We start from the raw sequence: 20,419 nt of genomic DNA on the forward strand, positions 1-20,419 counted from the left end.
ACGGACGAACGGACCAAGCTCTCTTACGGTGCTATGCCCAGGGGGTGACGGTCCCGCCCATCCGATCCCCGGCCGGCGGCCACCGACCGGGGATCACCGAACCTGCTACGAGTCGGCGAGAATCAACATGCAAGGGGGTCGCGGGAGCCACCCGTGCCTGAGTTCCCCGTATGCGATAGCCCCTTAAGCGCCTACACCGCGGTCGGTGACTTTGCCGCTTCCGCTGATGGGTCCTCGGCAGGCTCCGGCTTCCCCGCCAGCAGCGCCGTCGTCGCCGCATTGCCCTGGACGTTCACCACGGTGAGAATCGGGTCGACGATCGGATCGATGGCGACGAGGAGGATGATCGCCACTTCGACCGGCAGGCCGAGCGGCACCAGGATGATCGAGATCATCGACAGCGCCGCGACGCCCGGGGCGCCGGTGGCGGCGACGCCGGCCAGCATGGCGCCGAACAGCACGAACACCATCTGGCCGGGATCGAGCGCAAGCCCGTAGAGATTGGCGAGGAACAACGTCGCCAGCGCGAAATGGAAGGTGGAGCCGGGCGGGTTGAGGGTGATGCCGAGCGGCAGGGCCAGGTCGACGACGCGGCGATCGAGCCGCAGGCCTTCCTTGAGGCCGCGCAGCGCCGATGGGATCGAGGCGTAGCTGCTGGAGGTGCCGAAGGCGACAACCACCGTCTCGCGCATAGCGCCGAGCGTTGCGAGATAGCTGCCGCCGACCCGCCACCAGATCAGCACCGAGTAGAGCGCGATCAGAACGATGGCGCCGGCATAGATGAAGACCACCAGCTTGGTCATGGCGAACAGCACATCGAGCCCGACGGCCGAGACCTGGCTGTAGGCGAGGCAGAACAGGCCGAACGGCAGCACATACATCAGCCACTCGATGATCTTGATGAAGGTGTCGTAGAACGCCTCGAGCAAGGCGGTGGCGCGCTCGGATTTCTCCCGGGCGATCGAACCGAGCGCCACGCCGAACAGCACGGCGAACATCAGGATGGCGATCTTGTTGCCGGTCGTCAGCGCGCCGAAAATGTTCTCGGGGAACATGCCGACCACGAGGTCCGAGAAAACACCCTGTGCATGGGTGGTGTCGACGCCGGTGCCGGCAGCTTCGGCGGTGAAGATCACCTTGCCGATGACCTCGCGCGCGGCGAGCTGCAACTCGCCGCCGGGCTGGCCCCAATAGCCCAGCGCCACGCCAAGGGTGCCGGCAAGGGCAAGGCCGCCGATAGTCAGCAGCACCAGACGGGTGAAATAGCGATTGGCGGCGCCATCGAGGAACAGCCGGCTGAGACTGGTAGCGACGGCGGTGAACAGCAGCGGGATGACGCACATCTGCAACAGGCGGATGTAGATGTCGCCGAGCGTGCCGATAACCGGCAGCTGGCCCTGGTCGAGCCAACCAAGCACACCGCCGGCGACCAGCCCGGAAAAGATTGCCACCGGGTGGAGCAATAGCCGGCCAAGGCGGCCCTTCAGTGCCTCAGCCATCGATCAGCGCCCTGTCTTTCGAATAGAGGTACTCGTTGAGCACGCCATCGAGAAAGCCGTTGCCCTTGGCCTTGGTGAGGTAGAGATCGACCCAGGCCTTGAGGTCGGTCTGACCGGGCGGCAGGGCGATGGCGATGGTGTCGGGGTGGCCGGCGAGGTGGTAGGGCCTGAGCTCGACGGCGCCGGCGGAATCGACGAGGCGCCAGTTGCCGATCTCGATCTCGTCATACATCAGCGCCACCAGGTCGCCGGATTTTACCGCGGCAAGCATTTCCGGCCAGGTGCCGAAGGCAACGTTCTGCGCCTCGGGAAAATCCTCGGCGACGAAGCCGACATAGGACGTGCCATCGATCACGCCGATGCGCGACTGCGGATTGTTGAGCAACGCCGGGATATCGTTGGCGCGCTCGGGGTCGGCAGCGACAAGGCGGCCAAGCTGCAGGCGATTGATCAACAGGAACTGGCGAACGCTGACATAGCTCTGAGAGAAACTGGCGCGCGCGGCGCGCTCGAGCGTATCGCTGAGGAGGCTGATCGCCATATCGGCGCGGCCCTCGACCACTTCGTCGATCAGCCCGTCGAAGGTGGTGGCGGCGCGGTTGTATTGCAGCGTCACGCCGAGCTTTTCGGCGATGTCCTCGGCGATAGCGGGATCGACGCCGACCAGCTTGCCCTCCGGGCCGATATAGAAGAACGGCACCACATCCTCGAAGAACACCGCGACGGTGAGCTTGCCGGTGGCCTGGATGCGGGCGATGGCGGAGGATTGCGCGTAGGCCGGCAGGGACAGCAGAAGCGCCAGCAGACTGCCCCAGATCAACAGTAATACGGCGCGAACAAGCCGTTCCAATTCGGGTACAAACACTTACTCGAGTTCCCCAAGGCCCGATATTCTGAGCGAGTATTGTCGTGGAATTGTCGGCCGAACAATGAAAATCGAGTTTTGTCAGTGAGTGTTGATCGTCCCGGAGCCTCAGCGGTCGCTGCGGTACAAGCTGTGCAAAGCCCCGGGCGTGGCATGGCCGCGATTCAGCGGCGCGCCTAAGGTCTGGCGGTGTGCATGACCCAGGAGATCTCTCATGACTCTCAATGCGCCTAGCCAGACCATGTTCATCGTCGCCGTCGTCATCGCAGTCGTTGCGCTGATTGGGCAGTTATTCTCGATAGCGTTCATTGGTACCTACGCATTCTGGATCCTGATCGTCGCGTTCATCGTGCTCGCTGCCGCGGTGATGATGAAAGGCGCCTGAGACCTGCCGGGTTTGAGGTTGCAGGCTGGCGCATGGCGGGTGATCTTCACCGCCATGCGCGCTTTGATTTGTTTTCTTTTCATCGTCCTTGCCGCCCCGGTGTTCGCCACCGACTGGGGCCAGTATGACAATGCCCGCTTCGGCTACACCATCGACGTGCCGCCGGGGTTCGAATGGGGCAAGGAGGCCGACAATGGCGATGGCCGCGCCTTCCGCGGCGGGGCCAGCAAGCTCCTGGTGTGGGGCGGCAATATCACCGAAGACAGCTTCGAAGGCGAAGTCGGCTCATCCAAGGGCTTTGTCGAGGCTGACGGCTGGACCATCAGCTACGAAGCCGTGACGCCGAGCTGGGCGAGCTTTTCGGGCGCGCAGGGCAAGCGCATCCTCTACCAGCGGATGATCGCGCTGTGCGACGGCGCCTATGCGGCGTTCCGGCTGGAATACTCGGCGGTCGACCTCGGCACGATGGAGCCGGTGGTGGAGCAACTGGTGCAAAGTCTGAAGGGAGGGTGCTGATGGCCCGGGTCTATCAACGCGAGGACTGGGCCATGCACCCGACGCGCCAATCCGGCGAGTGGGAGGGCGGCGAGGCCAATGTCACGGTGATCCTGCATGACAGCATCGAGCCCGGATCCGGGCCGCGGCTACACACCCACCCCTACCCCGAGACCTTTATCGTCGAGGAGGGGCGCGCCGTGTTCACGGTCGGCGACGAGGAAATCGAAGCCGGACCGGGGCAGATCCTGGTGGTGCCGGCCAACACACCGCACAAGTTCAGGACGCTCGGCCCGATGAAGAGCATCCACATCCATGCCAGCCCGAAATTCGATACGCGGTGGCTGGAGTAGGGTTCGGCCGTTGCTCTTCTAGTCAGACGTGGCGGGAGTGGCAATGGAAGGCACCACCTCTCCTCCTCACCGGCTGTCATCCCTGCGAAAGCAGGGACCCATCTATCAGCTGGCGCGGGGTGTGAGTTGGGTCCCTGCTTTCGCAGGGATGACACCGAGTTTTGGGGTGCTGCCTTATGGCAAGTTCGCCGATAAGCGCAGCTCCGAAGCACCGGGAGCCCCATAACTTAGCGCCTATGAGCTTTCGCTGGGATGACATGCGGTGGGTCAAGATACAGCGTGCCTCCAAGTCCTCGAGGAGCGCGTTCAGCCCCTAAAACTCGATCCCCGCCTGCGCCTTCACCCCAGAGCGGAATGGGTGCTTGATCTCGGTCATTTCAGTAACGAGGTCCGCCAGTTCGATGATCTCGTCCTTGGCATTGCGGCCGGTGACGATGACGTGGGTGTCGCGGGGCTTGTTCCTCAGCACCTCCAGCACCTCGTCGAGCGGCAGGTAGTCGTAGCGCAGCACGATGTTGAGCTCGTCGAGCAGGATGAGCTTGTAGCTCTCGTCGGCGATCAATTCCTTGGCCATCTCCCAGGCGCCGCGGGCGGCAGCGAGGTCGCGCTGCCGGTCCTGGGTGTCCCAGGTAAAGCCCTCCCCCATCGCCTTGATGGTCACCTGATCGGGGAACCTGTCGAGCACGTCGCGCTCGCCGGTGCTCCAGGCGCCCTTGACGAACTGCACGACCCCGACCTTGAAGCCGTGGCCGATGGCGCGGAACACCATGCCGAAGGCGGCGGTCGACTTGCCCTTGCCTTTGCCGGTATGGACGATGAGCAGGCCGCGCTCCTCGGTCTTGGTGGCGAGGATCTTGTTCCGCGCCTCCTTCTTCTTCCGCATCTTTTCGGCATGATAGGCATCGCGCTCGGCTTCGCTCATCAGGTCGGTCTTCTTGGCCGGTCTATCCGTCATCGTGTGCTCCAAGCCGAGGATGTCATTGCTGCGAAGGCCCATGTCGCCGCCGCCGCTGGATGAGAGTTGGGTCCCTGCTTTCGTAGGGATGACAATCGGGTGTGTTGGATCATCCGGACGATCCAAGCCACTGGTAGGCCGAGTTCGACCTGGGCGTCCAGAAGCCACGCCGACGGGCGTCGTTGAACTTTTCGATCAGTTCGTCATAGCCGAAGCGGTTGTTGGCCTGAATGAACCGACGCGTTGCATCGTCTTCGACGAAGGCTTCGAAGGCGAGATCGAAGTGGTGGGTCGCGACCGCGCCGGTCGTCGCGGCGAACGCGAACATGTAGTCGACGGTGGCGATGATCTCGAAGGCGCCCTTGTAGCCATGGCGCTTCACCCCATCGATCCATCTCGGATTGACGACCCGGGAGCGCATGACCCGCGAAATCTCTTCGGCCAGCGTACGGGCCAGCGGCCGCTCCGGGCGAGAGTGGTCGTTGTGATAGGCGGCCGGGGCCCGGCCGGTCAGGGTCTCGGCGGTGACGGCGAGGCCACCCTCGAACTGGTAGTAATCGTCGCTGTCGAGCAGGTCGTGCTCGCGATTGTCCTGGTTGTGGACCACCGCCTCGATGTCGGAGAGGCGCGCAGCGAAACGATCGCGCTCCGGCGTGCCGTCGGCATTGGCGCCGTACGCATATTGGCCCCAGTTGAGAAATGCCTCGGCGAGGTTCGCCTTTGTCTCCCAGTTACCGGAATCCATCAGGCCCTGCAGGCCCGCGCCATAGGCGCCGGGTTTCGAGCCGAAGATGCGGTGGCCGGCGCCTAGCGCTGCAGCGCGATCATCGGCGCCGGATTTCATCAGCGCCAGCGCGTCGGTGCGCATGCGGGCAGCGATGGGGTTCTGGTCCTCGGGTTCATCGAGCGCGCCGATGGCGCGGACCGCCTTGTCGAACAACGCGATTTGGGCCGGGAAGGCATCGCGGAAGAAGCCGGAAATACGCAGGGTGACGTCGACACGCGGCCGGCCGAGCTTCGCCAAGGGGATGATCTCGTAACCGGAGAGGCGGAGCGAGGACGGGTCCCAGACCGGCTTGGCGCCGATGAAGGCGAGGGCCTGCGCGATGTCGTCGCCGCCGGTGCGCATATTGGCGGTGCCCCAGATGGAGAGCGCAAGGGAACGCAGCGGCGTGCCGTGATCCTGGAAGTGACGGACCAGCAGGTTCTCGGCAGATTTCCGGCCGAGCTCCCAGGCGGTCGGGGTGGGCACGGCGCGGATATCGACGGAGTAGAAGTTGCGCCCGGTGGGCAGCACGTCGAGGCGGCCGCGCGAGGGGGCGCCGGAAGGGCCGGGTGGGACGAACTTGCCGTCGAGGCCGAGGAGGAGGGAAGCGAGCTCGTTCGGGCCGGAGGCGGCGAGGCGCGGGCGGATAACGTGTTCTATCGTCTCCAGTACAGCCGAGGTGGCGTGCCAATCGGGTTCGGGTTGTCCGCCCTCGACGAGTTCAGCGGCGAGGTTTTCGAGACGTTCGACCACATCGCCGACGGTGCGAGCGGCGCCCCCCTCCCCAACCCTCCCCGCAAGGGGGAGGGTGCCGGCTGGTGTTTGTGGCAAAATCGGGCGGGCTCCACCGAACGGCAACTCCCCCCTTGCGGGGGAGGTTGGGAGGGGGGGAGCAACCGGCACCGGACCCGTCCAAACTGCGCCCAGATCCGCTGTCAGCGGGTCGAACCCAAGCTTCAGATCATCGGCCAACGCCCGGATCAGCGAGGCATCCCCTGGTCCCTCACCGCGCGGCACCCGCGCCAGGGCGACGATCAGGTCGCGCTCGAGGCGGCCGGTGGGGGATTGGCCGAACACATGCAGGCCGTCGCGGATCTGGGCTTCCTTCAGGTCACAGAGGAAGGTGTCGATGCGCCTGAGCGTTTCGAACTCGTCGGGGACGAGGCCGATATCGCGGTCGAGCCTGGTGTCGCGGGTGAAATCGAGGATGCGTTTCCTGAGCCCGGCGAGGCGGCGGCGGTCCATGCCGGAGGCGGCATAATACTCGTCGAGCAGCGCTTCGAGGTCCTTCAGCGGCCCGTAGGTTTCGGCGCGGGTGAGCGGCGGCACCAGGTGATCGATGATCACCGCGCCGGTCCGGCGCTTGGCCTGGGTGCCTTCGCCGGGGTCGTTGACGATGAACGGATAAAGCTGCGGCAGCTCGGCCCAGAGCGCGGCGGGATAAGACGCGGCGTCGAGCGCCGTGGCCTTGCCCGGCAGCCACTCGAGGTTGCCGTGCTTGCCGTTATGGATCACGGCATGGGCGGCGAACTCGTGCCGCAGCCACAGATAGGCAGCAAGGTAGCCGTGCGGCGGCACGAGGTCCGGATCGTGGTAGCTGGCAGTCTCGTCGAGGTGATAGCCGCGGGCCGGCTGGACCAGGACGGCGACGTTGCCGAAGCGGACCGCGGGAAGGTGGAACGTGTCGCCGCGCACGAACGGATCGGCGGCGGGATCGCCCCAGCGGGCGGTAACCTCGGACTGGATCTTGGCCGGGAGGGCGGCGAAGAGCGCGCGGTAGCGATTCACGAGCCACGGAATGCCGCTGCCGCGTTCCGGGTGAGCGTTGGTGGGGCCGGACTGGAGCAGTTCGATCAGGTCGTTACCGGTGGCGGGGTACTGCCCCTCACCCGCCTCGCTGCGCGAGGCACCCTCTCCCTCAAGGGGAGAGGGGCGATGCGGCACGATCTCGCCTCCATCTTCCCTCTCCCCTTGAGGGAGAGGGTGGCGCGCAGCGCCGGGTGAGGGGCCGAACCGATACCCCGCCCCCTCCAGCGCCCGCAAAATCTCCACCGTCGACTGCGGTGCGTCATACCCCACGCCGTTGGCCAACCGCCCATCACGGATGGGGTAGTTGGCGAGGACCACTGCAACGCGGCGCTCGGCGCGCGGCGTGGCCCGCAGAGCCGTCCAGTTCTGCGCCAGCGAGACCGCTCGGCGGATGCCGTCCGTGTCGGGGGCGTAGGCGGAGAGCGGGCATTGGGTGCGCTCGTGCCACACCGCGTCGTGCTTGTGGCCGACCAGCAGCATGCCGATGCGGCCGTCGAGCTCGGGCAGGACCACCTGCATGGCGAGATCTTTCGCCGTGAGGCCCTGGATATCGGCAGCCCATTGCGCTTCGGGCCGACCTCCCTGCAGCAGCTGGATCACCGGGGCGTCGGTGCCGGCAAAAGGGTTCTGCTTGTCGTCGAGGCCATCGAGGCCCAAGGCGAAGCCGGTGAGGTTGAGGATGACGCTCGGCGGATACGCGGCGAACGCCGCCTGCACGAAGCGGATGCAGGCCCCCTCCTTCAGCGTCGAGACGACGATGGGCACCGGGTTGAGCGACCGCGCTTGCAGTTCGGCGATCAGCGCTTCGAGCGTCGCGGTGCCGGCACCCTCGAGGGCAGCGCGGTAGAACAGGATGGGGACGTTCGGATGCGGCGAGGCGGGGAGCGCGTCGAGCATGCCATGCGCCGGATGCCATAGGCCGAAGCGGTGGAAGGGTTTGGGGGCAGCCTGGATATCGAGTGTGGGGCTCCCCCCACCCTTGATCCCTCCCCGCGAGGGGGAGGGTGACGACTGCGCAAGCTGTGCGAAAGCCGAAAGGAGGGCGTCAGCGTTCTGAGGCCCGCCGGCAGTAAACAGGCTGTGCAGCTTGCTCCAGTCGTCCGGATGGATGGTGGAGCGTTGCTGCAGGATCGGGTCGGGGTTGGCGTCGCCGGGGAGCAGGGCGAGCTGGATCTTGCCGCTCAGCGCCAGGGCGGTCAGCTCGTCGACGCCATACTGCCAGTAGGCCGCGCCGCCGAGCAGCCGAAGAACCACAAGTTGGGCGTGCTGCACGGTCTGGTCGAGCCAGAGGTCGACCGAGAGGTTGTGGCTGAGCCGCAGGAGGTTGGCGAGGCGCAGATCGGAAATGCCGGCCCGATCGGCCGCTCCAGCCAGCATGGCCAACTCGCTGTCAGCGGCGGAGGCGAAGATGAGCGGCGCCGGGGTCTGGGCGAGGTCAATGGCCTCGCCGTCCTGTTGCAGAGCGCCAGCCTGGGCGGAGAGCAGGTGCATCATGCCGGTAACGACGTGCGGTAGCGGCGCGAGCCGCGGAGTTCGGAGCCATCCGCCATGCGGATGCGGAAATCGCCGTCGCGGACCGGGGCGATCTCGCGCACCTTGGCGCGGTTGACGAGGTGTGAGCGGTGTACCCGGGCGACGTCGACGCCGGCATCGCTCAACAGTTGTTCGAGCGATGCGAGGCTGATGCGGGCGAGGTGGGTGGCGCCATTGGCGCGGATCTCGACATAGTTGCCGGCGGCGCTGGCCCAATCGAGCGATGCCGCATCGAGGAAGATGGTGCGGCCGCCGGCCTTGAGGGTGAGCTTACCGGTCTGGCGGGCATCGGCCCGCGCCGCTTCGGCTTCACGACGATGCTCCTCGAGGCTGCGCTGCAGGCCGAGCATCAGAATCAGCACGGCATAGGGGAAGATGTCCTTGCGGTACTCGTAGAGCAGGTCGGTCGGCGGGTCGGTGAAGAAGCTGTAGCTCAAGCCGAGGATCGCGCCGAAGGCGGCGATGCGCAGCACGATGAACAGTGCGATGTGCAGCAACGAAAACACGATGCTTCCAAGGGCGTGCCAGCAGAGGGAAGAACGCCAGGTCTCGGCGGTGAAGGGCACGCGGCGCTCGAACAGGATGACCAGCGGCGCCAGCGCCACCATGGCGAGGACGCTCGACAGTTCGAGGATGAACGGCACGCGGGGGTCGAGCACCCGGCCCTCGCGTTGCGCCTCGGTGAGGATGCCGAGGGCGTTGAGGACGCCGATGGCGACGAGGAACAACGTCATGGTGACCCAGACGCGGCGCGCGACACGGCGCTCCAGCGCGGCTTCGCCGGTGAGCTCAGCCGCCATAGGTCACCCATGGGCCGCCGCTGGTCCCACGGCCGTCGGCGCAGGTCGCCGCTCGTCCCGCCGGCTTGCCGCTCGCACCAGCGCGATTGGGCGACAGGGCGCCCTGCCCTAGCCCTGAAGCCCTTGCAAATCGCTCAGCGGTTGGAGCCATCATGTCAGCACAGACCCTTCCCACGATCACCAATCAGGCTTCCGGTTCGGAGCGCCGCTACGATCTCGACTGGCTGCGCGTCATAGCCTTCGGCCTGCTGATCCTCTACCACATCGGCATGTTCTACGTGACGTGGGACTGGCACGTGAAAAGCCCGCATGCCGGGCCGTGGCTGGAGCCGGTGATGGCGCTGCTCAACCCATGGCGGCTGCCACTGCTGTTCCTGATCTCGGGCATCGCGTTGCGCTTTGCCATCGACAAAAGCCGGCTCAGCCAGTTCGTGCCGCGGCGCTTCATGCGGCTGTTCGCACCGATCGCTTTCGGCATGCTGGTGGTGTGTGCGCCGCAGGCCTATTTCGAGCTCTATTCGAATGGCGAGACGGGTTCGGACTTCTGGGCGTTCTACGGCCAGTATCTCGACTTCGACATGGAATTCTCGATCCTGACGCCGACCTGGAACCACCTCTGGTATCTGGTCTACATCCTTGCCTACACGCTCGTCGTGGTGGCGTTGCTGCCGCTGTTGCGACGCCTCGACGGCGCTGCCGAAGCGCTGTTCGAGTGGCTCGGACGCGGGGCATTCGGCTGGCGGTTGCTGCTGGTACCGACCCTGCCGTTCATCGGCTACGCCTCGTTGCTGGCGCCGCATTTCCCCTCGACCCATGCCTTCTACAATGACTGGGCCAACCATGCCGAGCTCTGCAGCATCGTCCTGATCGGCTGGTTTGCGGCCAAGAGCCCGGCATTTTGGCGCGCGGTGCAGCGCCGTTTCGGAGCGGCAGTCGCCTTGGCGCTGGCGCTGCTGGTGGTGCTGGCGGCGGCACGGCTCAACTGGGGCGCGGTGCGCGCCGAGCCAGGTCTCGCGACGCTGGTGATGGTGGTGCGCACGGTGTTCATGTGGGCAACGATCGTCGCACTGCTCGGGCTGGCGCAGCGCACCCTCAACCGCAACGGCAAGATGCTGCGCTTCCTCACCGGGGCGGTGTTTCCATACTACATCCTGCATCAGACCCTCATCGTGGCCGTAGGGTTCTGGGTCGGCGGCCTGCTGCTGCCGGTGTGGCTGGAGGCCGCAATCATCACCACCGCCACGGTTGTCGGCTGCGTGGTGCTGACCGAGGCAATCAAGCGTATTCCGCCGCTGCGGCCACTGTTCGGGCTGCCGGTGCGGGCCGAACCATCTCGGCCCGCGCGGCAGGTGGCAGTAACGGGCTAGGCTGCCGCGGCGACGGCCGCCTCGAGGCTGCGGGTGATCGCCGCGTGGTCGAGCGGCGATTCCCCGATCACCACCAGCGCGGTCTGGCGTCTCTCGCCCGGCTTCCACGGCCGATCGAAATAGGCGGTGACGCGCGGTCCGACCGCCTGTATGGCGAGGCGGGCCGGGGCGCCCGGCAGCGCGGCAAAACCTTTTAGGCGAAGCACGTCATGGGCGCGGATGGTTGCCTCGATCGTCGCCAGCAGGTGATCCTTGCCGGTGACGCCGTCGAGGGTCACCGAGAACGAGTCGAAGTCGTCGTGCTCGTGACCCTCGCCACCATGCTCGAGCTCGTGATGACTCTCGCGTCCGGCGAGGTTGTCTTCCGTCGAGAGCCCCATGCCGAGCAGCGCCGCGACATCGACATGGCCGTTGCGGGCGCGGACCACGCCGGTGCCCGGACGCATCTCGGCCTTGAGGTGGGCTTCGATGGTATCGAGCTCAGCGTCGGTGACGAGGTCGGCCTTGTTGAGGATGACCATATCGGCAGCGATCAGCTGATCCTCGAACAGCTCGCCGAGCGGCGTCTCGTGGTCGAGCATGGCGTCGGCGGAACGGAGTGCATCCACCGCTTGTTCGTCATTGGCGAAGCGGCCTTCGCTCAGTGCAGCGGCATCGGCAACGGTGACGACGCCGTCGATGGTGACCTCGGACTTGATCTCGGGCCAGTTGAAGGCGCGGATCAACGGCTGCGGCAGCGCCAGGCCGGAGGTCTCGATGACGATGTGGTCGGGCCGATCCTCGCGCTCGAGCAGCGCCTGCATGGTGGGGATGAACTCGTCGGCGACGGTGCAGCAGATGCAACCGTTGCTCAGCTCGATCATGTCCTCCTCGCGGCAGGTTTCATCACCGCAACCGGCGAGGATTTCCTTATCGACGCCGAGCTCGCCGAACTCATTGATGATCAGCGCGATGCGCTTGCCCTTGGCATGGGCGAGCAGGTGCCGGACCAGGGTGGTCTTGCCGGCGCCGAGGAAGCCGGTGATGACGGTAACGGGGATCTTGGAACTGGCGAGTTCGGTCATGCGTGGGCACCTTTCAGGGCGAAGGCGGGGGAGCGGGCGAAACGCTCGTTGAACCAGCCGAACAACGGCCCAACGATGAGCCAGAACAGCGCGCCGGTGGCGAGCGTCGCGGCAGCGAAGCTGGTGGCGAGATTGGCCGGGACGGCGCTGGCGTGCTCACCAGCAAGCTGCGGCGCGCCGATCACATGCGGGGCAAGGATCAGCACGGCCGCGATGACGATGCCGGTCCAGTTACGCAGCTTTGCAATTGCCAGCATGCCGGCGCCGGTGGCGAGAGCCGTGCCGACCCACCATACCTGGCGGGCTACCAGATCGGCGGCAGGCATGCCCGGCAGTTCGGGCGGCAAGCCCAAGGCGGGGGCGAGTTGCAGGGCGATGAAGCCACCAAGGCCCCAGATCACGCCGTTGCGCGCGGTGATCTCGATGCCGGAGAGGACAGAAACCGCGGCGAGCAGGAAGGCGAAGCCGATGCAGCCGAGGAGGTTGGCGAGCACCGTGTAGAAGATGCGCTCGGCGCCATCCTGCGGCGCCCAGGCGTCTTCATCATGCTCATGCGCCGGCGCGGCGGCCTCATGCGAGTGCTCGGGCGTGCCGGCATCGTGGCTGTGCTCGGCAACGGCAGGCGCCTCGGGAGCGGCATTCTCGAACACCTCGGCGGCGAGGATCAGCGGCGCGACGCGCCATTGCTGCACCGCGCTCATGGCCAAGCCGGCTGCGAGTCCGGCAAGGACCGCAGCGAAGAAGATTCGCTGGAAGAGTTTCATCGATGTCTCGAGGGTTCAGGAGCTAGTGACAGGGGAAGCCAAGCGCATGGCGCGTATCATGCGCACCATTGTGGATGGCCATGTCGCTGGCAAAGCCGACGCCGCCGACGAGGACGAAGCCGATGAACAGTGCCAGCACACCTGCGATGAGCCGCTGCGAGACAGAAAGACGGGCGATCGATGCCGTCTGGACCTGAGTATTCATAAGCCTGCACCCTCCGTGCGGATGAAATGGGGATATCCCCGGTTGCACGCTGGCAGGTCTCCTGACTCGCGGGTCACCGTGTTCTCCGGCCTTCCCAACATCCCCCAGGGGGATATCAGTGGCATAGTCGGAGACACTCGCCGCTTACAGTTGCGGGGGCAGCCACGGATTTGGTCCCTGATGGGTACGCCGCACCGTGTTCCCTTTTGATCCCCTCGCCCGAACGGGGTTGAGGAACCAACGTCGCCGCTATCGTTACGCCGCTGAAGGGGGCGCGGTCAATCTTCCGCGGCAGCAGAATCGGGGTAGCCGACGGTGACCGTGTCGACGCGGGCATCGACCTTTTCGAGCAGCGGCTCGCTTGAGGAGATCTGCATGTCGCCGGAGATGGCATCGACATTGAGATCGGCCGGGTAGTCGCCGACGGCAAAACGGACGCTGACCGAGCAAGCGTCGGTTGCGGCCTCGAGTTTGCCGCCCTCGAAGACGGCGGCGCCACCATAATCCCAGAAGAAGCCGTAGAGTTGGAACGGCCCGCCATTCAGCGCCTCGACTTCCTTGACGGTCAGGCCCTGCTTGAGGCCGCCCGGCGCCGTGTCACCCGGCGGCACGGTGAAATAGGCGACGCGCTCGTGCTTTTCCTCATCCCACCAGCCGAACTCGATGGTTTTGGAGGGATCGTCGGGGAAGATGGTGGTGGCGAGGACGGTCGAACCCTCGGGGCCGGGAACATCGCCGGTCACCACGTTGTCCTTGCCGAAGGCTTCGATCAGCCGGGCTTCGGAACTGTCGGCGGCGAACGGCCCCTCGCAGGCGATATCGGCAGCCATGGCGGGAGCCGCCAGCAGCAACAGCGGAAACAGGAGCAGTGCGCGCATCGTCAACCTCCGTTGATCCACCGAATCTAGCGGAACGCAGTGAGTCTGGGCAGGCGTTGCGGCGGAAGCTGGGCGCCGATGGGCATGGATCAACCGCCGGACTGAAGCTGTTCGGTCATCCGGTTCTGGATTTCCGTCACCTCTTCGATCACCTCGCTGAGGAGCCGCAACTCTTCGATGCTGCGCTTGCCCAGGGTGGCAGCGCCCTCGATCGCCATCGGCTCGTAGGCGCGCCTGATCAGCGCGACGGTCGCCTCGGCCGGCTCGACCAGCACCTTGCGGCGATCATGCGGATCGGGCTGGCGCCGGACGAAGTTGCGGGCCTCAAGCCGATCAATCAACGACGTGACGGCAGCGGGAGTGAGCCGGGTGGCGCGGGCAATGGCGCTGGCGGTCTGCGGACCGCTGGTGAGGAAGCTGAGACACAGCCGTTCGGCCGGACCGAGCTGGAATATGGCGCCGACCTCCTCGTCATAGCGTTGCGTCGCCTCCTGCCAACGCACGATGAGGGTGCCGAGCCGCTGAACGAGCTCTGCCTTCTCGTCCCTTGACGCATTTACTTCGATCATCTAATTATCTGTCCATCGAATAATACGACGGCCGCATGATATGCGGCATCGAACGCACGAGGCAAGAATGAAAGCACGTATCGGCATCGTTGGTGCAGGTTCGGCCGGGCTCGGCCTGGCCTTGTCGCTGGTCAGGCGGGGTTTTTCGCCCGTGGTGTTCGAAAAGCGCACCGAGCAGCAGGTGATCGACGAGGGGATTTTCCTGACGCTGGCACCCAACGGGATGAATGCACTGCGCGGGCTCGGCCTTGCGACGGAGGCGCTGCGGAACGGGGTCGAGACCCGGGCCATCGTCCTCCACAACGAGCACGGCAGGCCCCTCGGCACCGTCGACTATGCTCGCCACACGGCGCAGTTCGGGGCCCCCTCGGTGACGCTGCGGCGCGGCGCGCTCGGCGCCATCCTGCTCGAAGCAACGCGCACCGCAGGGGTGCCGATCCATTTCGAGATGCCGGTCGGCGCCGTGGCCAACCTTGAGACGGGGGTGGCAGTGACCACCGGCGACGGAGTGACGCACAGCTTCGACGTGCTGGTGGGCGCCGACGGCCTGCGCTCGAGCGTGCGCAGCCTCGCCATGCCAGGATTGCCGGCGCCCGCCTACAACGGCTTGCTGGGCAGCGGCGGCATTGTCGAAGTGCCGGATGTGCCGCCGACGAACGGGCGGATGCTGATGACGTTCGGGCGGCGAGCGTTCTTCGGCTATATCAAGGACCCGGGTAGTCCGGTCTACTGGTTCAACAGTTTTCCCGCCGACGAACAGCAGGCGCAACTGATCGATCGGCAGGCGGCGCCGGGCTATTTCGAGGCGCTGCACCGCAGCGACCCCTCAGTCAACTGGCGGATCATCGCCGCAGCGGCCCCCGAGGTCAGCCGGATCTATCCCGACTATGACGTGCCGAGCCTGCCCTATTGGTCCAAGGGGCGAGTCATCCTGATCGGCGACGCGGCCCACGCGGTGACGCCGCATTCCGGCCAGGGCGCCTCGATGGCGCTCGAGGACGCCCTGGTGCTGGCAGCCTGCCTCGACGCCGAGGCGACGCCCGAGAGCGCCTTCCGCCGCTTCGAGGCGCTGCGGCGCGACCGGGTCGAGGCCGCGGTGCGGCTCGGCCGGCAGGGCGGCACGCCAAAGAAGGCCCAGAGCTGGCTGGCGCGCCGGGTGCGCGACCTGGTGCTGCCTTTGTTCGTGCCGCTCGGCCAGCGCGGGCAGGAGCATCTGTTCGCCTTCCGCGCCGACGCCACGCCGCTGGTGCAGCCAAGCTGAGCAGGCCTTGCGGCCGACACAGGGCCCGGCGATCAATGGCGTAGCCAATGATTCGAACCGGTGCCCCGATGCCCTTCACCTTCCAGACGGTGATGCCGATCCTGTTGCTGATCGGCTCCAACGTGTTCATGACCGTCGCCTGGTATGGGCACCTCAAGTTCCCGCATATGGCGATGTGGGCGGCGGTGATGGTCAGCTGGGGTATCGCGCTGGTGGAATACTGGCTGGCGGTACCCGCCAACCGTATCGGCTACGGCGCCTATACCGCGGCCGAGCTCAAGACCATCCAGGAGGTGATCAGCCTCACGGTGTTCGCCGGCTTCGCGGTGTTCGTCCTCGGCGAGAAGCTGACCTGGAACCACGCGGTCGGCTTCCTGCTGATCTTCGCCGGAGCGTTCTTCATTTTCCGGGGGCCGCTGAAGTAGCGACCAGGGACTGGTGGGCGAAGACCCCGGCCCCTGCCCCATCGGCGACTGCGAAGCTGATATTGTGCATCGGCCTGGCTGCATCGCCGGCGGCATAGACCCCGGCAATGCTGGTCTGCTGCAGGTGATCGACGGCGAAGAAGTCGCCTGCCATGCCGGCCTTGGTTTCGCAGCCGAGCTGGATGCCGAGATTGCTCGCGAGCCGGATCGGCGCGTGGGCGAAGATGGCATCGAGCGGCACGGAGCCGGCGGTGGTGACCACCGACTGCAGCACGCCATCGCGATGCTCGAAGCGCACCAGGGCTTCATCCACCAGTTTCACGTGCATGTCGGCAAGAGCAGCACGAACGATCGGGTCGACCGGCGCGCCGTTGGCGAACAGCGTCAGGTCGTTGGTCCACTCGGAAAAGAAGCGGGCGAGATGCGGAATGTCGCCCTCGCGCAGCATCAGGCCGAGGCGACGATCAGCCACCTCGTAGCCGTGGCAATAGGGGCAATGCAGCACAGTCTTGCCCCAGCATTCGGCCATGCCGGGAATACCGCTGGTATCGTCGGAGACGCCGTGGGCGATGATCAGCCGACGGGCGGCGAGGCGCTGGTGTGAGGCGAGCTCGATGCTGAAACCGTCGAGCTCACCCGCGGCAGCGATGGCCTCGGCTTGGCGGAGCTCGACAGTGCCGTAGGTCTCGAGCTGGCGACGGGCTTCGGCCAGCAGGTCGCCCGGCGCGGCCCCATCGCGGCTGAGGAAGCCATGCGAATGGGCGGCGAAGCGGTTGCGGGGCTTGCCAGTATCGAGCACCAGCACCTTGCGGCGGGCGCGACCCAGTTGCGTAGCGGCGGCGAGGCCGGCAAAGCCGCCGCCGATGATAATGACATCGTACATCCGGTCGATCCTCTGAAGATGGAATGGCAGGGTGGCGAGATAATCCGGGCCGGCTCCGCGCATCACTGGTGGCTGCGGCCGAGGTCATCGGCCACGACAATGCTGCAGGCAGTGCCGCCCCAGCCATATCGCCGGTAGCGCGGGAAGGATGGGCCGCCGGGCCGCGGCGGCCCGCTCGGGTTACTGCGCGAGGCAGGCCTTGAGGCTGGTGACGAGGTTCTCGATCAGTTGGCGGTAGAGGCCGGGACCTTCATCGAGATTGGCGCCTTCGGGGTCGAGCACGCCTTGCTTGGCGGTGGTGCCTTCGGTGAGCACGTTGACGATGCGCGGCTCGAATACCGGCTCGGCGAAGACGCAGGCGGCATCGAGGGTTTTCAGCTTCGAACGGATCTCGTTGATGCGGTCGGCGCCGGGAGCGATTTCGGGGCTGAGGGTAACCGAACCGGCGACGTTCAGCCCGAAGCGCTTCTCGAAATACTGGTAGGCATCGTGGAAGACGACAAAGGGACGATCCTTGATCGGCGCGAGGCTGGCCTCCGTCTCGGCGATCAGGGCGTCGAGGTCGGCGTTCTGTTTTGCGGCATTGGCGCGATAGGTATCGGCATGCTCGGGGTCGGCGGCTGCGAGGCTGTCGGCAATGGCCGCGACCATCACCTTGGCGTTGGCGGGGTCGAGGAAGAAGTGCAGGTCCTGCTCTTCGCCGTGCTCGTGCTCATGTTCATGGGCTTCTTCGCCATGTTCCTCGCCATGCTCGTGCTCATGCTCATGGGCCTCTTCGCCATGCTCTTCACCGTGATCGTGGTGTTCGAACGTGCCGGTCTCGCGCGGCGGCAGCAGTTCGATACCGGGCGCTTCGCTCAGCTCGACGATGGTGGCCTTGGGCGCCAGCGTATTGATCGAATCCTCGAGGAAGAGCTCGAGCCCGTGACCGGTCCAGAACACCAGGTCGGCGGCCTGCAGGGCCCGCGCATCGGATGGCTTGAGGCTGTAACTATGCGGCGACGAGGCGCCCTTGACGATGAGCGCAGGGGTTCCGAGATCTCCCATCACCGCGGCGACAAGGGCGTGCAGCGGCTTGATGGTGGCGACGACGCTCGGCACCTCGGCAAGCGCCAGGCTGGGCCAGCTGAGCGCCGCGGCGAGGGCCAGGAAGAATGGTTTCTGCATCGGAAGACCCCAGTTTGAAACACAGCTCGAATGCGGGATATGTTATGACATTACGCTATCGATGTGTTACGCTATAACGTAATGATAGAACGTCAGCAAGAGACGGAATCGTGAATTTCATGGATGCGCATCGAGGGCACGAGGTGCTGTTGGATGTGGCCGGCGCCGGGGTGCGGCGGGATGGCCGCTGGCTGGTCGAGGGCGTGGACGTGACGATCCGCAAGGGCGAGATCGTCACGTTGATCGGGCCGAATGGCTCAGGCAAATCGACCACCGCGAAGCTGGTGACCGGGGTGCTGAAGCCCGATGCCGGCACGGTGTCGCGCAAGGCGGGCCTGAGGATTGGCTACGTGCCGCAGAAACTCTCGATCGACTGGACCATGCCGCTGACGGTGCGGCGGCTGATGGCGCTGACCGGCAGCTATCCGAAAGCCGAGATCGATGCGGCGCTCGCCGCAACCGGGGTGGCGCATCTCGCCCATGCCGAAGTGCAGCACCTGTCCGGCGGCGAGTTCCAGCGGGCGCTGCTGGCGCGGGCAATGATCCGGAAGCCCGACCTGCTGGTGCTGGACGAGCCGGTACAGGGCGTCGATTTCTCGGGCGAGGTGGCGCTCTACGACCTGATCGGCAAGATCCGCGACGAAACGGGCTGCGGCATCCTGTTGATCAGCCACGACCTGCATGTGGTGATGGCAGCGACCGATACGGTGATCTGCCTCAATGGCCACGTCTGCTGCCGTGGCACGCCGGAATCGGTGGCGCGGAGCCCCGAATATCTCAGCCTGTTCGGCGCCCGTGCGGCCAATGCCCTGGCGGTATACCAGCACCACCACGACCACACCCACCTGCCCGACGGGCGGGTAGAGGAAGCGGACGGGCGGATCGTCGAGGCACACGAGCATGTGCACGAGCATGAGGGGCACGAGGGACATTCACATGGGTGAGTTTCAGATAGTCTTGTGGACGCCGACCCCCACCCCTGCCCCCTCCCCCTCAGAAGGGGGAGGGAGACCATCGCACAACTATCGGGGCTATCGTCCCCCTCCCCCCAATGGGGGGAGGGGACAGGGGTGGGGGGCCGCCTGCACCGGCTCTGCGGCCTGGGCCGTCGAGGACAGCGCCTATGCTTGAGGACTTCTTCACCCGGGCGATCATCGCCGGGATCGGGCTGGCGCTGGTCTCCGGGCCGCTCGGCTGCTTCATCGTGTGGCGGCGGATGGCGTATTTCGGCGACACAATGGCGCATTCGGCGCTGCTCGGGGCGGCGCTGAGCCTGGTGCTGCAGGTCAACATGACGCTGGGCGTCTTCATCATCGCCGCCGCCGTGGCCGGCGCCCTGCTGTTGCTGCAGCGGCGGCAGGCGCTGTCGACCGACGCGCTGCTCGGCATTCTCAGCCATTCTGCACTGGCCATCGGCCTCGTGGTGGCCTTCCTCAGCGGCATCCGGGTCGACCTGATGGGCTTCCTGTTTGGCGACATCCTCGCCGTGTCGGCCAGCGATATCGTGGTGATTTACCTCGGCGGGCTGGTGATCCTTGCCATACTCGCCGCGTTGTGGCGGCCGCTGCTGGCGGCGACGGTCAATGCCGAAGTGGCGGAAGCCGAGGGCATGCGGCCCGAGGTGACGCGGATCGTCTTCATGCTGCTGCTCGCCTCGGTGATCGCCATCGCCATGAAAATCGTCGGCGTGCTGCTGATCACGGCCCTGCTGATCATTCCGGCCGCGACGGCCCGGCGGCTGAGCGCCACGCCCGAGCAGATGGCGCTGATTTCGGCCGGGGTCGGGGCACTGGCGGTGGCGGGCGGGCTGTTCGGCTCGCTGCGCTTCGATACCCCCAGCGGCCCGTCGATCGTCGTTGCGGCACTCGTGCTGTTTCTCATTTCCATCGCGCTGCCGGTCCGCCTGTGGCGCGCCAAACGGGAGGCCTGAGCCATGGCCCATAGCCACGAAGCCCACCATCACGAACGGCCGCGCGACCTGACGCGCAACCAGGAACTGGTGTTGACGACGCTCAACAATGCCGATGCCCCGCTATCGGCCTACGACATTCTCGACCGGCTGCGCGAGGAAGGCCTTCGCGCCCCGCTGCAGGTTTATCGGGCGCTGGAGAAGCTGGTCGAGCACGGGCTGGCGCACCGGCTGGAATCGCTCAACGCATTCGTCTGCTGCGCCGATGCCAACTGCCACGGCCGCACCAGCGGCACGGCAGCCTTCGCCATCTGCTCGAGCTGCGGACGGGTGGATGAGTTCGCTGATCCGGAGGTGACGGCACGGCTCGCCGCCTGGGCCGGCGAGACCGGCTTCGGGCTGGAGCGGACGACGATCGAACTGCGCGGGCGGTGTGCGGAGTGCCAAAAGGCCGCTTAGGCCCCTAT

21 protein-coding genes and 1 riboswitch are annotated in these 20,419 nt (G+C 66.1%); of the genes, 9 read left to right on the forward strand and 12 right to left on the reverse strand.

Annotation, left to right across the window (positions count from 1 at the left end):
• Positions 1–191 precede the first annotated feature (191 nt).
• Positions 192–1,499: a dicarboxylate/amino acid:cation symporter gene (locus VGV07_RS03390; protein ID WP_326867281.1), complete on the reverse strand. Its 1,308-nt coding sequence runs from the start codon at positions 1,497–1,499 to the stop codon at positions 192–194.
• Entirely contained in the window at positions 1,492–2,364 is an 873-nt protein-coding gene (locus tag VGV07_RS03395) for an ABC transporter substrate-binding protein (protein WP_326867282.1), read from the reverse strand. The genes VGV07_RS03390 and VGV07_RS03395 overlap by 8 nt, the downstream gene beginning before the upstream one ends.
• Before the next feature lie 214 nt (positions 2,365–2,578).
• Here VGV07_RS03395 and VGV07_RS03400 point away from each other — a divergent pair, with 214 nt between their 5' ends.
• Genes VGV07_RS03400 through VGV07_RS03410 form a run of 3 tightly spaced genes read left to right on the forward strand, consistent with a single transcriptional unit; the run spans position 2,579 to position 3,597 of the window.
• The gene (locus VGV07_RS03400) at positions 2,579–2,749 is read left to right on the forward strand and encodes a hypothetical protein (protein WP_326867283.1); all 171 of its coding nucleotides are present in this window, start codon (positions 2,579–2,581) and stop codon (positions 2,747–2,749) included.
• Positions 2,750–2,803: 54 nt separating this feature from the next.
• Positions 2,804–3,265, forward strand: a complete 462-nt coding sequence (locus VGV07_RS03405) for a hypothetical protein (protein ID WP_326867284.1) — start codon at positions 2,804–2,806, stop codon at positions 3,263–3,265.
• Positions 3,265–3,597, forward strand: a complete 333-nt coding sequence (locus tag VGV07_RS03410) for a cupin domain-containing protein (RefSeq protein ID WP_326867285.1) — start codon at positions 3,265–3,267, stop codon at positions 3,595–3,597. The genes VGV07_RS03405 and VGV07_RS03410 overlap by 1 nt, the downstream gene beginning before the upstream one ends.
• 313 nt (positions 3,598–3,910) lie before the next feature.
• Here VGV07_RS03410 and cobO read toward each other — a convergent pair whose 3' ends face one another.
• The 3 genes from cobO to VGV07_RS03425 all read right to left on the reverse strand — a co-directional run bounded on the left by cobO (position 3,911) and on the right by VGV07_RS03425 (position 9,460).
• A complete protein-coding gene (cobO, locus tag VGV07_RS03415) occupies positions 3,911–4,519 on the reverse strand; it encodes a cob(I)yrinic acid a,c-diamide adenosyltransferase (RefSeq protein WP_414649906.1) in 609 nt (202 codons plus the stop codon).
• A 142-nt stretch (positions 4,520–4,661) separates the two neighbouring features.
• The gene (locus VGV07_RS03420; protein WP_326867287.1) at positions 4,662–8,621 is read right to left on the reverse strand and encodes a cobaltochelatase subunit CobN; all 3,960 of its coding nucleotides are present in this window, start codon (positions 8,619–8,621) and stop codon (positions 4,662–4,664) included.
• Entirely contained in the window at positions 8,618–9,460 is an 843-nt protein-coding gene (locus VGV07_RS03425) for a LytTR family DNA-binding domain-containing protein (RefSeq protein WP_326867288.1), read from the reverse strand. The genes VGV07_RS03420 and VGV07_RS03425 overlap by 4 nt, the downstream gene beginning before the upstream one ends.
• Positions 9,461–9,612: 152 nt before the next feature.
• On the opposite strand from VGV07_RS03425, the gene VGV07_RS03430 reads away from it, so the two are divergent.
• Positions 9,613–10,827 (forward strand): acyltransferase family protein, encoded by a 1,215-nt coding sequence (locus VGV07_RS03430; RefSeq protein ID WP_326867289.1) that lies wholly within the window; start codon positions 9,613–9,615, stop codon positions 10,825–10,827.
• Here VGV07_RS03430 and cobW read toward each other — a convergent pair.
• From cobW to VGV07_RS03455, 5 genes are all read right to left on the reverse strand, one after another.
• The gene (gene cobW / locus VGV07_RS03435; protein ID WP_326867290.1) at positions 10,824–11,891 is read right to left on the reverse strand and encodes a cobalamin biosynthesis protein CobW; all 1,068 of its coding nucleotides are present in this window, start codon (positions 11,889–11,891) and stop codon (positions 10,824–10,826) included. The genes VGV07_RS03430 and cobW overlap by 4 nt on opposite strands.
• Positions 11,888–12,655: a CbtA family protein gene (locus tag VGV07_RS03440; RefSeq protein WP_326867291.1), complete on the reverse strand. Its 768-nt coding sequence runs from the start codon at positions 12,653–12,655 to the stop codon at positions 11,888–11,890. The genes cobW and VGV07_RS03440 overlap by 4 nt, the downstream gene beginning before the upstream one ends.
• 22 nt (positions 12,656–12,677) lie before the next feature.
• Entirely contained in the window at positions 12,678–12,860 is a 183-nt protein-coding gene (locus tag VGV07_RS03445) for a CbtB domain-containing protein (RefSeq protein WP_326867292.1), read from the reverse strand.
• A 34-nt stretch (positions 12,861–12,894) separates the two neighbouring features.
• A riboswitch (cobalamin riboswitch) is annotated at positions 12,895–13,117 on the reverse strand.
• A gap of 21 nt (positions 13,118–13,138) precedes the next feature.
• The gene (locus tag VGV07_RS03450; RefSeq protein WP_326867293.1) at positions 13,139–13,738 is read right to left on the reverse strand and encodes a hypothetical protein; all 600 of its coding nucleotides are present in this window, start codon (positions 13,736–13,738) and stop codon (positions 13,139–13,141) included.
• 89 nt (positions 13,739–13,827) lie between these two features.
• The gene (locus tag VGV07_RS03455) at positions 13,828–14,307 is read right to left on the reverse strand and encodes a MarR family winged helix-turn-helix transcriptional regulator (RefSeq protein ID WP_326867294.1); all 480 of its coding nucleotides are present in this window, start codon (positions 14,305–14,307) and stop codon (positions 13,828–13,830) included.
• A 67-nt stretch (positions 14,308–14,374) separates the two neighbouring features.
• Here VGV07_RS03455 and VGV07_RS03460 point away from each other — a divergent pair, with 67 nt between their 5' ends.
• Both VGV07_RS03460 and VGV07_RS03465 read left to right on the forward strand, forming a co-directional pair.
• The gene (locus VGV07_RS03460) at positions 14,375–15,568 is read left to right on the forward strand and encodes an NAD(P)/FAD-dependent oxidoreductase (protein ID WP_326867295.1); all 1,194 of its coding nucleotides are present in this window, start codon (positions 14,375–14,377) and stop codon (positions 15,566–15,568) included.
• 68 nt (positions 15,569–15,636) lie between these two features.
• Positions 15,637–15,993, forward strand: coding sequence for a DMT family protein (locus VGV07_RS03465; RefSeq protein ID WP_326867305.1), 357 nt, complete (start codon positions 15,637–15,639; stop codon positions 15,991–15,993).
• Here the strand turns inward: VGV07_RS03465 and VGV07_RS03470 are convergent.
• Together VGV07_RS03470 and VGV07_RS03475 are read right to left on the reverse strand one after the other, a co-directional pair.
• Complete coding sequence (locus VGV07_RS03470) at positions 15,968–16,876, reverse strand: NAD(P)/FAD-dependent oxidoreductase (RefSeq protein WP_326867296.1); 909 nt, start codon at positions 16,874–16,876, stop codon at positions 15,968–15,970. The two genes, VGV07_RS03465 and VGV07_RS03470, sit on opposite strands and share 26 nt — an antisense overlap.
• A gap of 180 nt (positions 16,877–17,056) precedes the next feature.
• Positions 17,057–18,043, reverse strand: a complete 987-nt coding sequence (locus VGV07_RS03475; RefSeq protein WP_326867297.1) for a zinc ABC transporter substrate-binding protein — start codon at positions 18,041–18,043, stop codon at positions 17,057–17,059.
• Positions 18,044–18,162: 119 nt separating this feature from the next.
• Between VGV07_RS03475 and VGV07_RS03480 the strand changes: the two genes are divergently transcribed.
• The 3 genes from VGV07_RS03480 (at position 18,163) to VGV07_RS03490 (ending at position 20,411) form a co-directional block, all read left to right on the forward strand.
• Entirely contained in the window at positions 18,163–18,987 is an 825-nt protein-coding gene (locus tag VGV07_RS03480) for an ATP-binding cassette domain-containing protein (RefSeq protein WP_414649907.1), read from the forward strand.
• 179 nt (positions 18,988–19,166) lie between these two features.
• Positions 19,167–19,973 (forward strand): metal ABC transporter permease, encoded by an 807-nt coding sequence (locus VGV07_RS03485; protein ID WP_326867298.1) that lies wholly within the window; start codon positions 19,167–19,169, stop codon positions 19,971–19,973.
• 3 nt (positions 19,974–19,976) lie between these two features.
• Complete coding sequence (locus VGV07_RS03490; protein ID WP_326867299.1) at positions 19,977–20,411, forward strand: Fur family transcriptional regulator; 435 nt, start codon at positions 19,977–19,979, stop codon at positions 20,409–20,411.
• Positions 20,412–20,419 lie beyond the last annotated feature (8 nt).

This window comes from Devosia sp. (genome assembly GCF_035944845.1).
Lineage (GTDB): Bacteria > Pseudomonadota > Alphaproteobacteria > Rhizobiales > Devosiaceae > Devosia_A.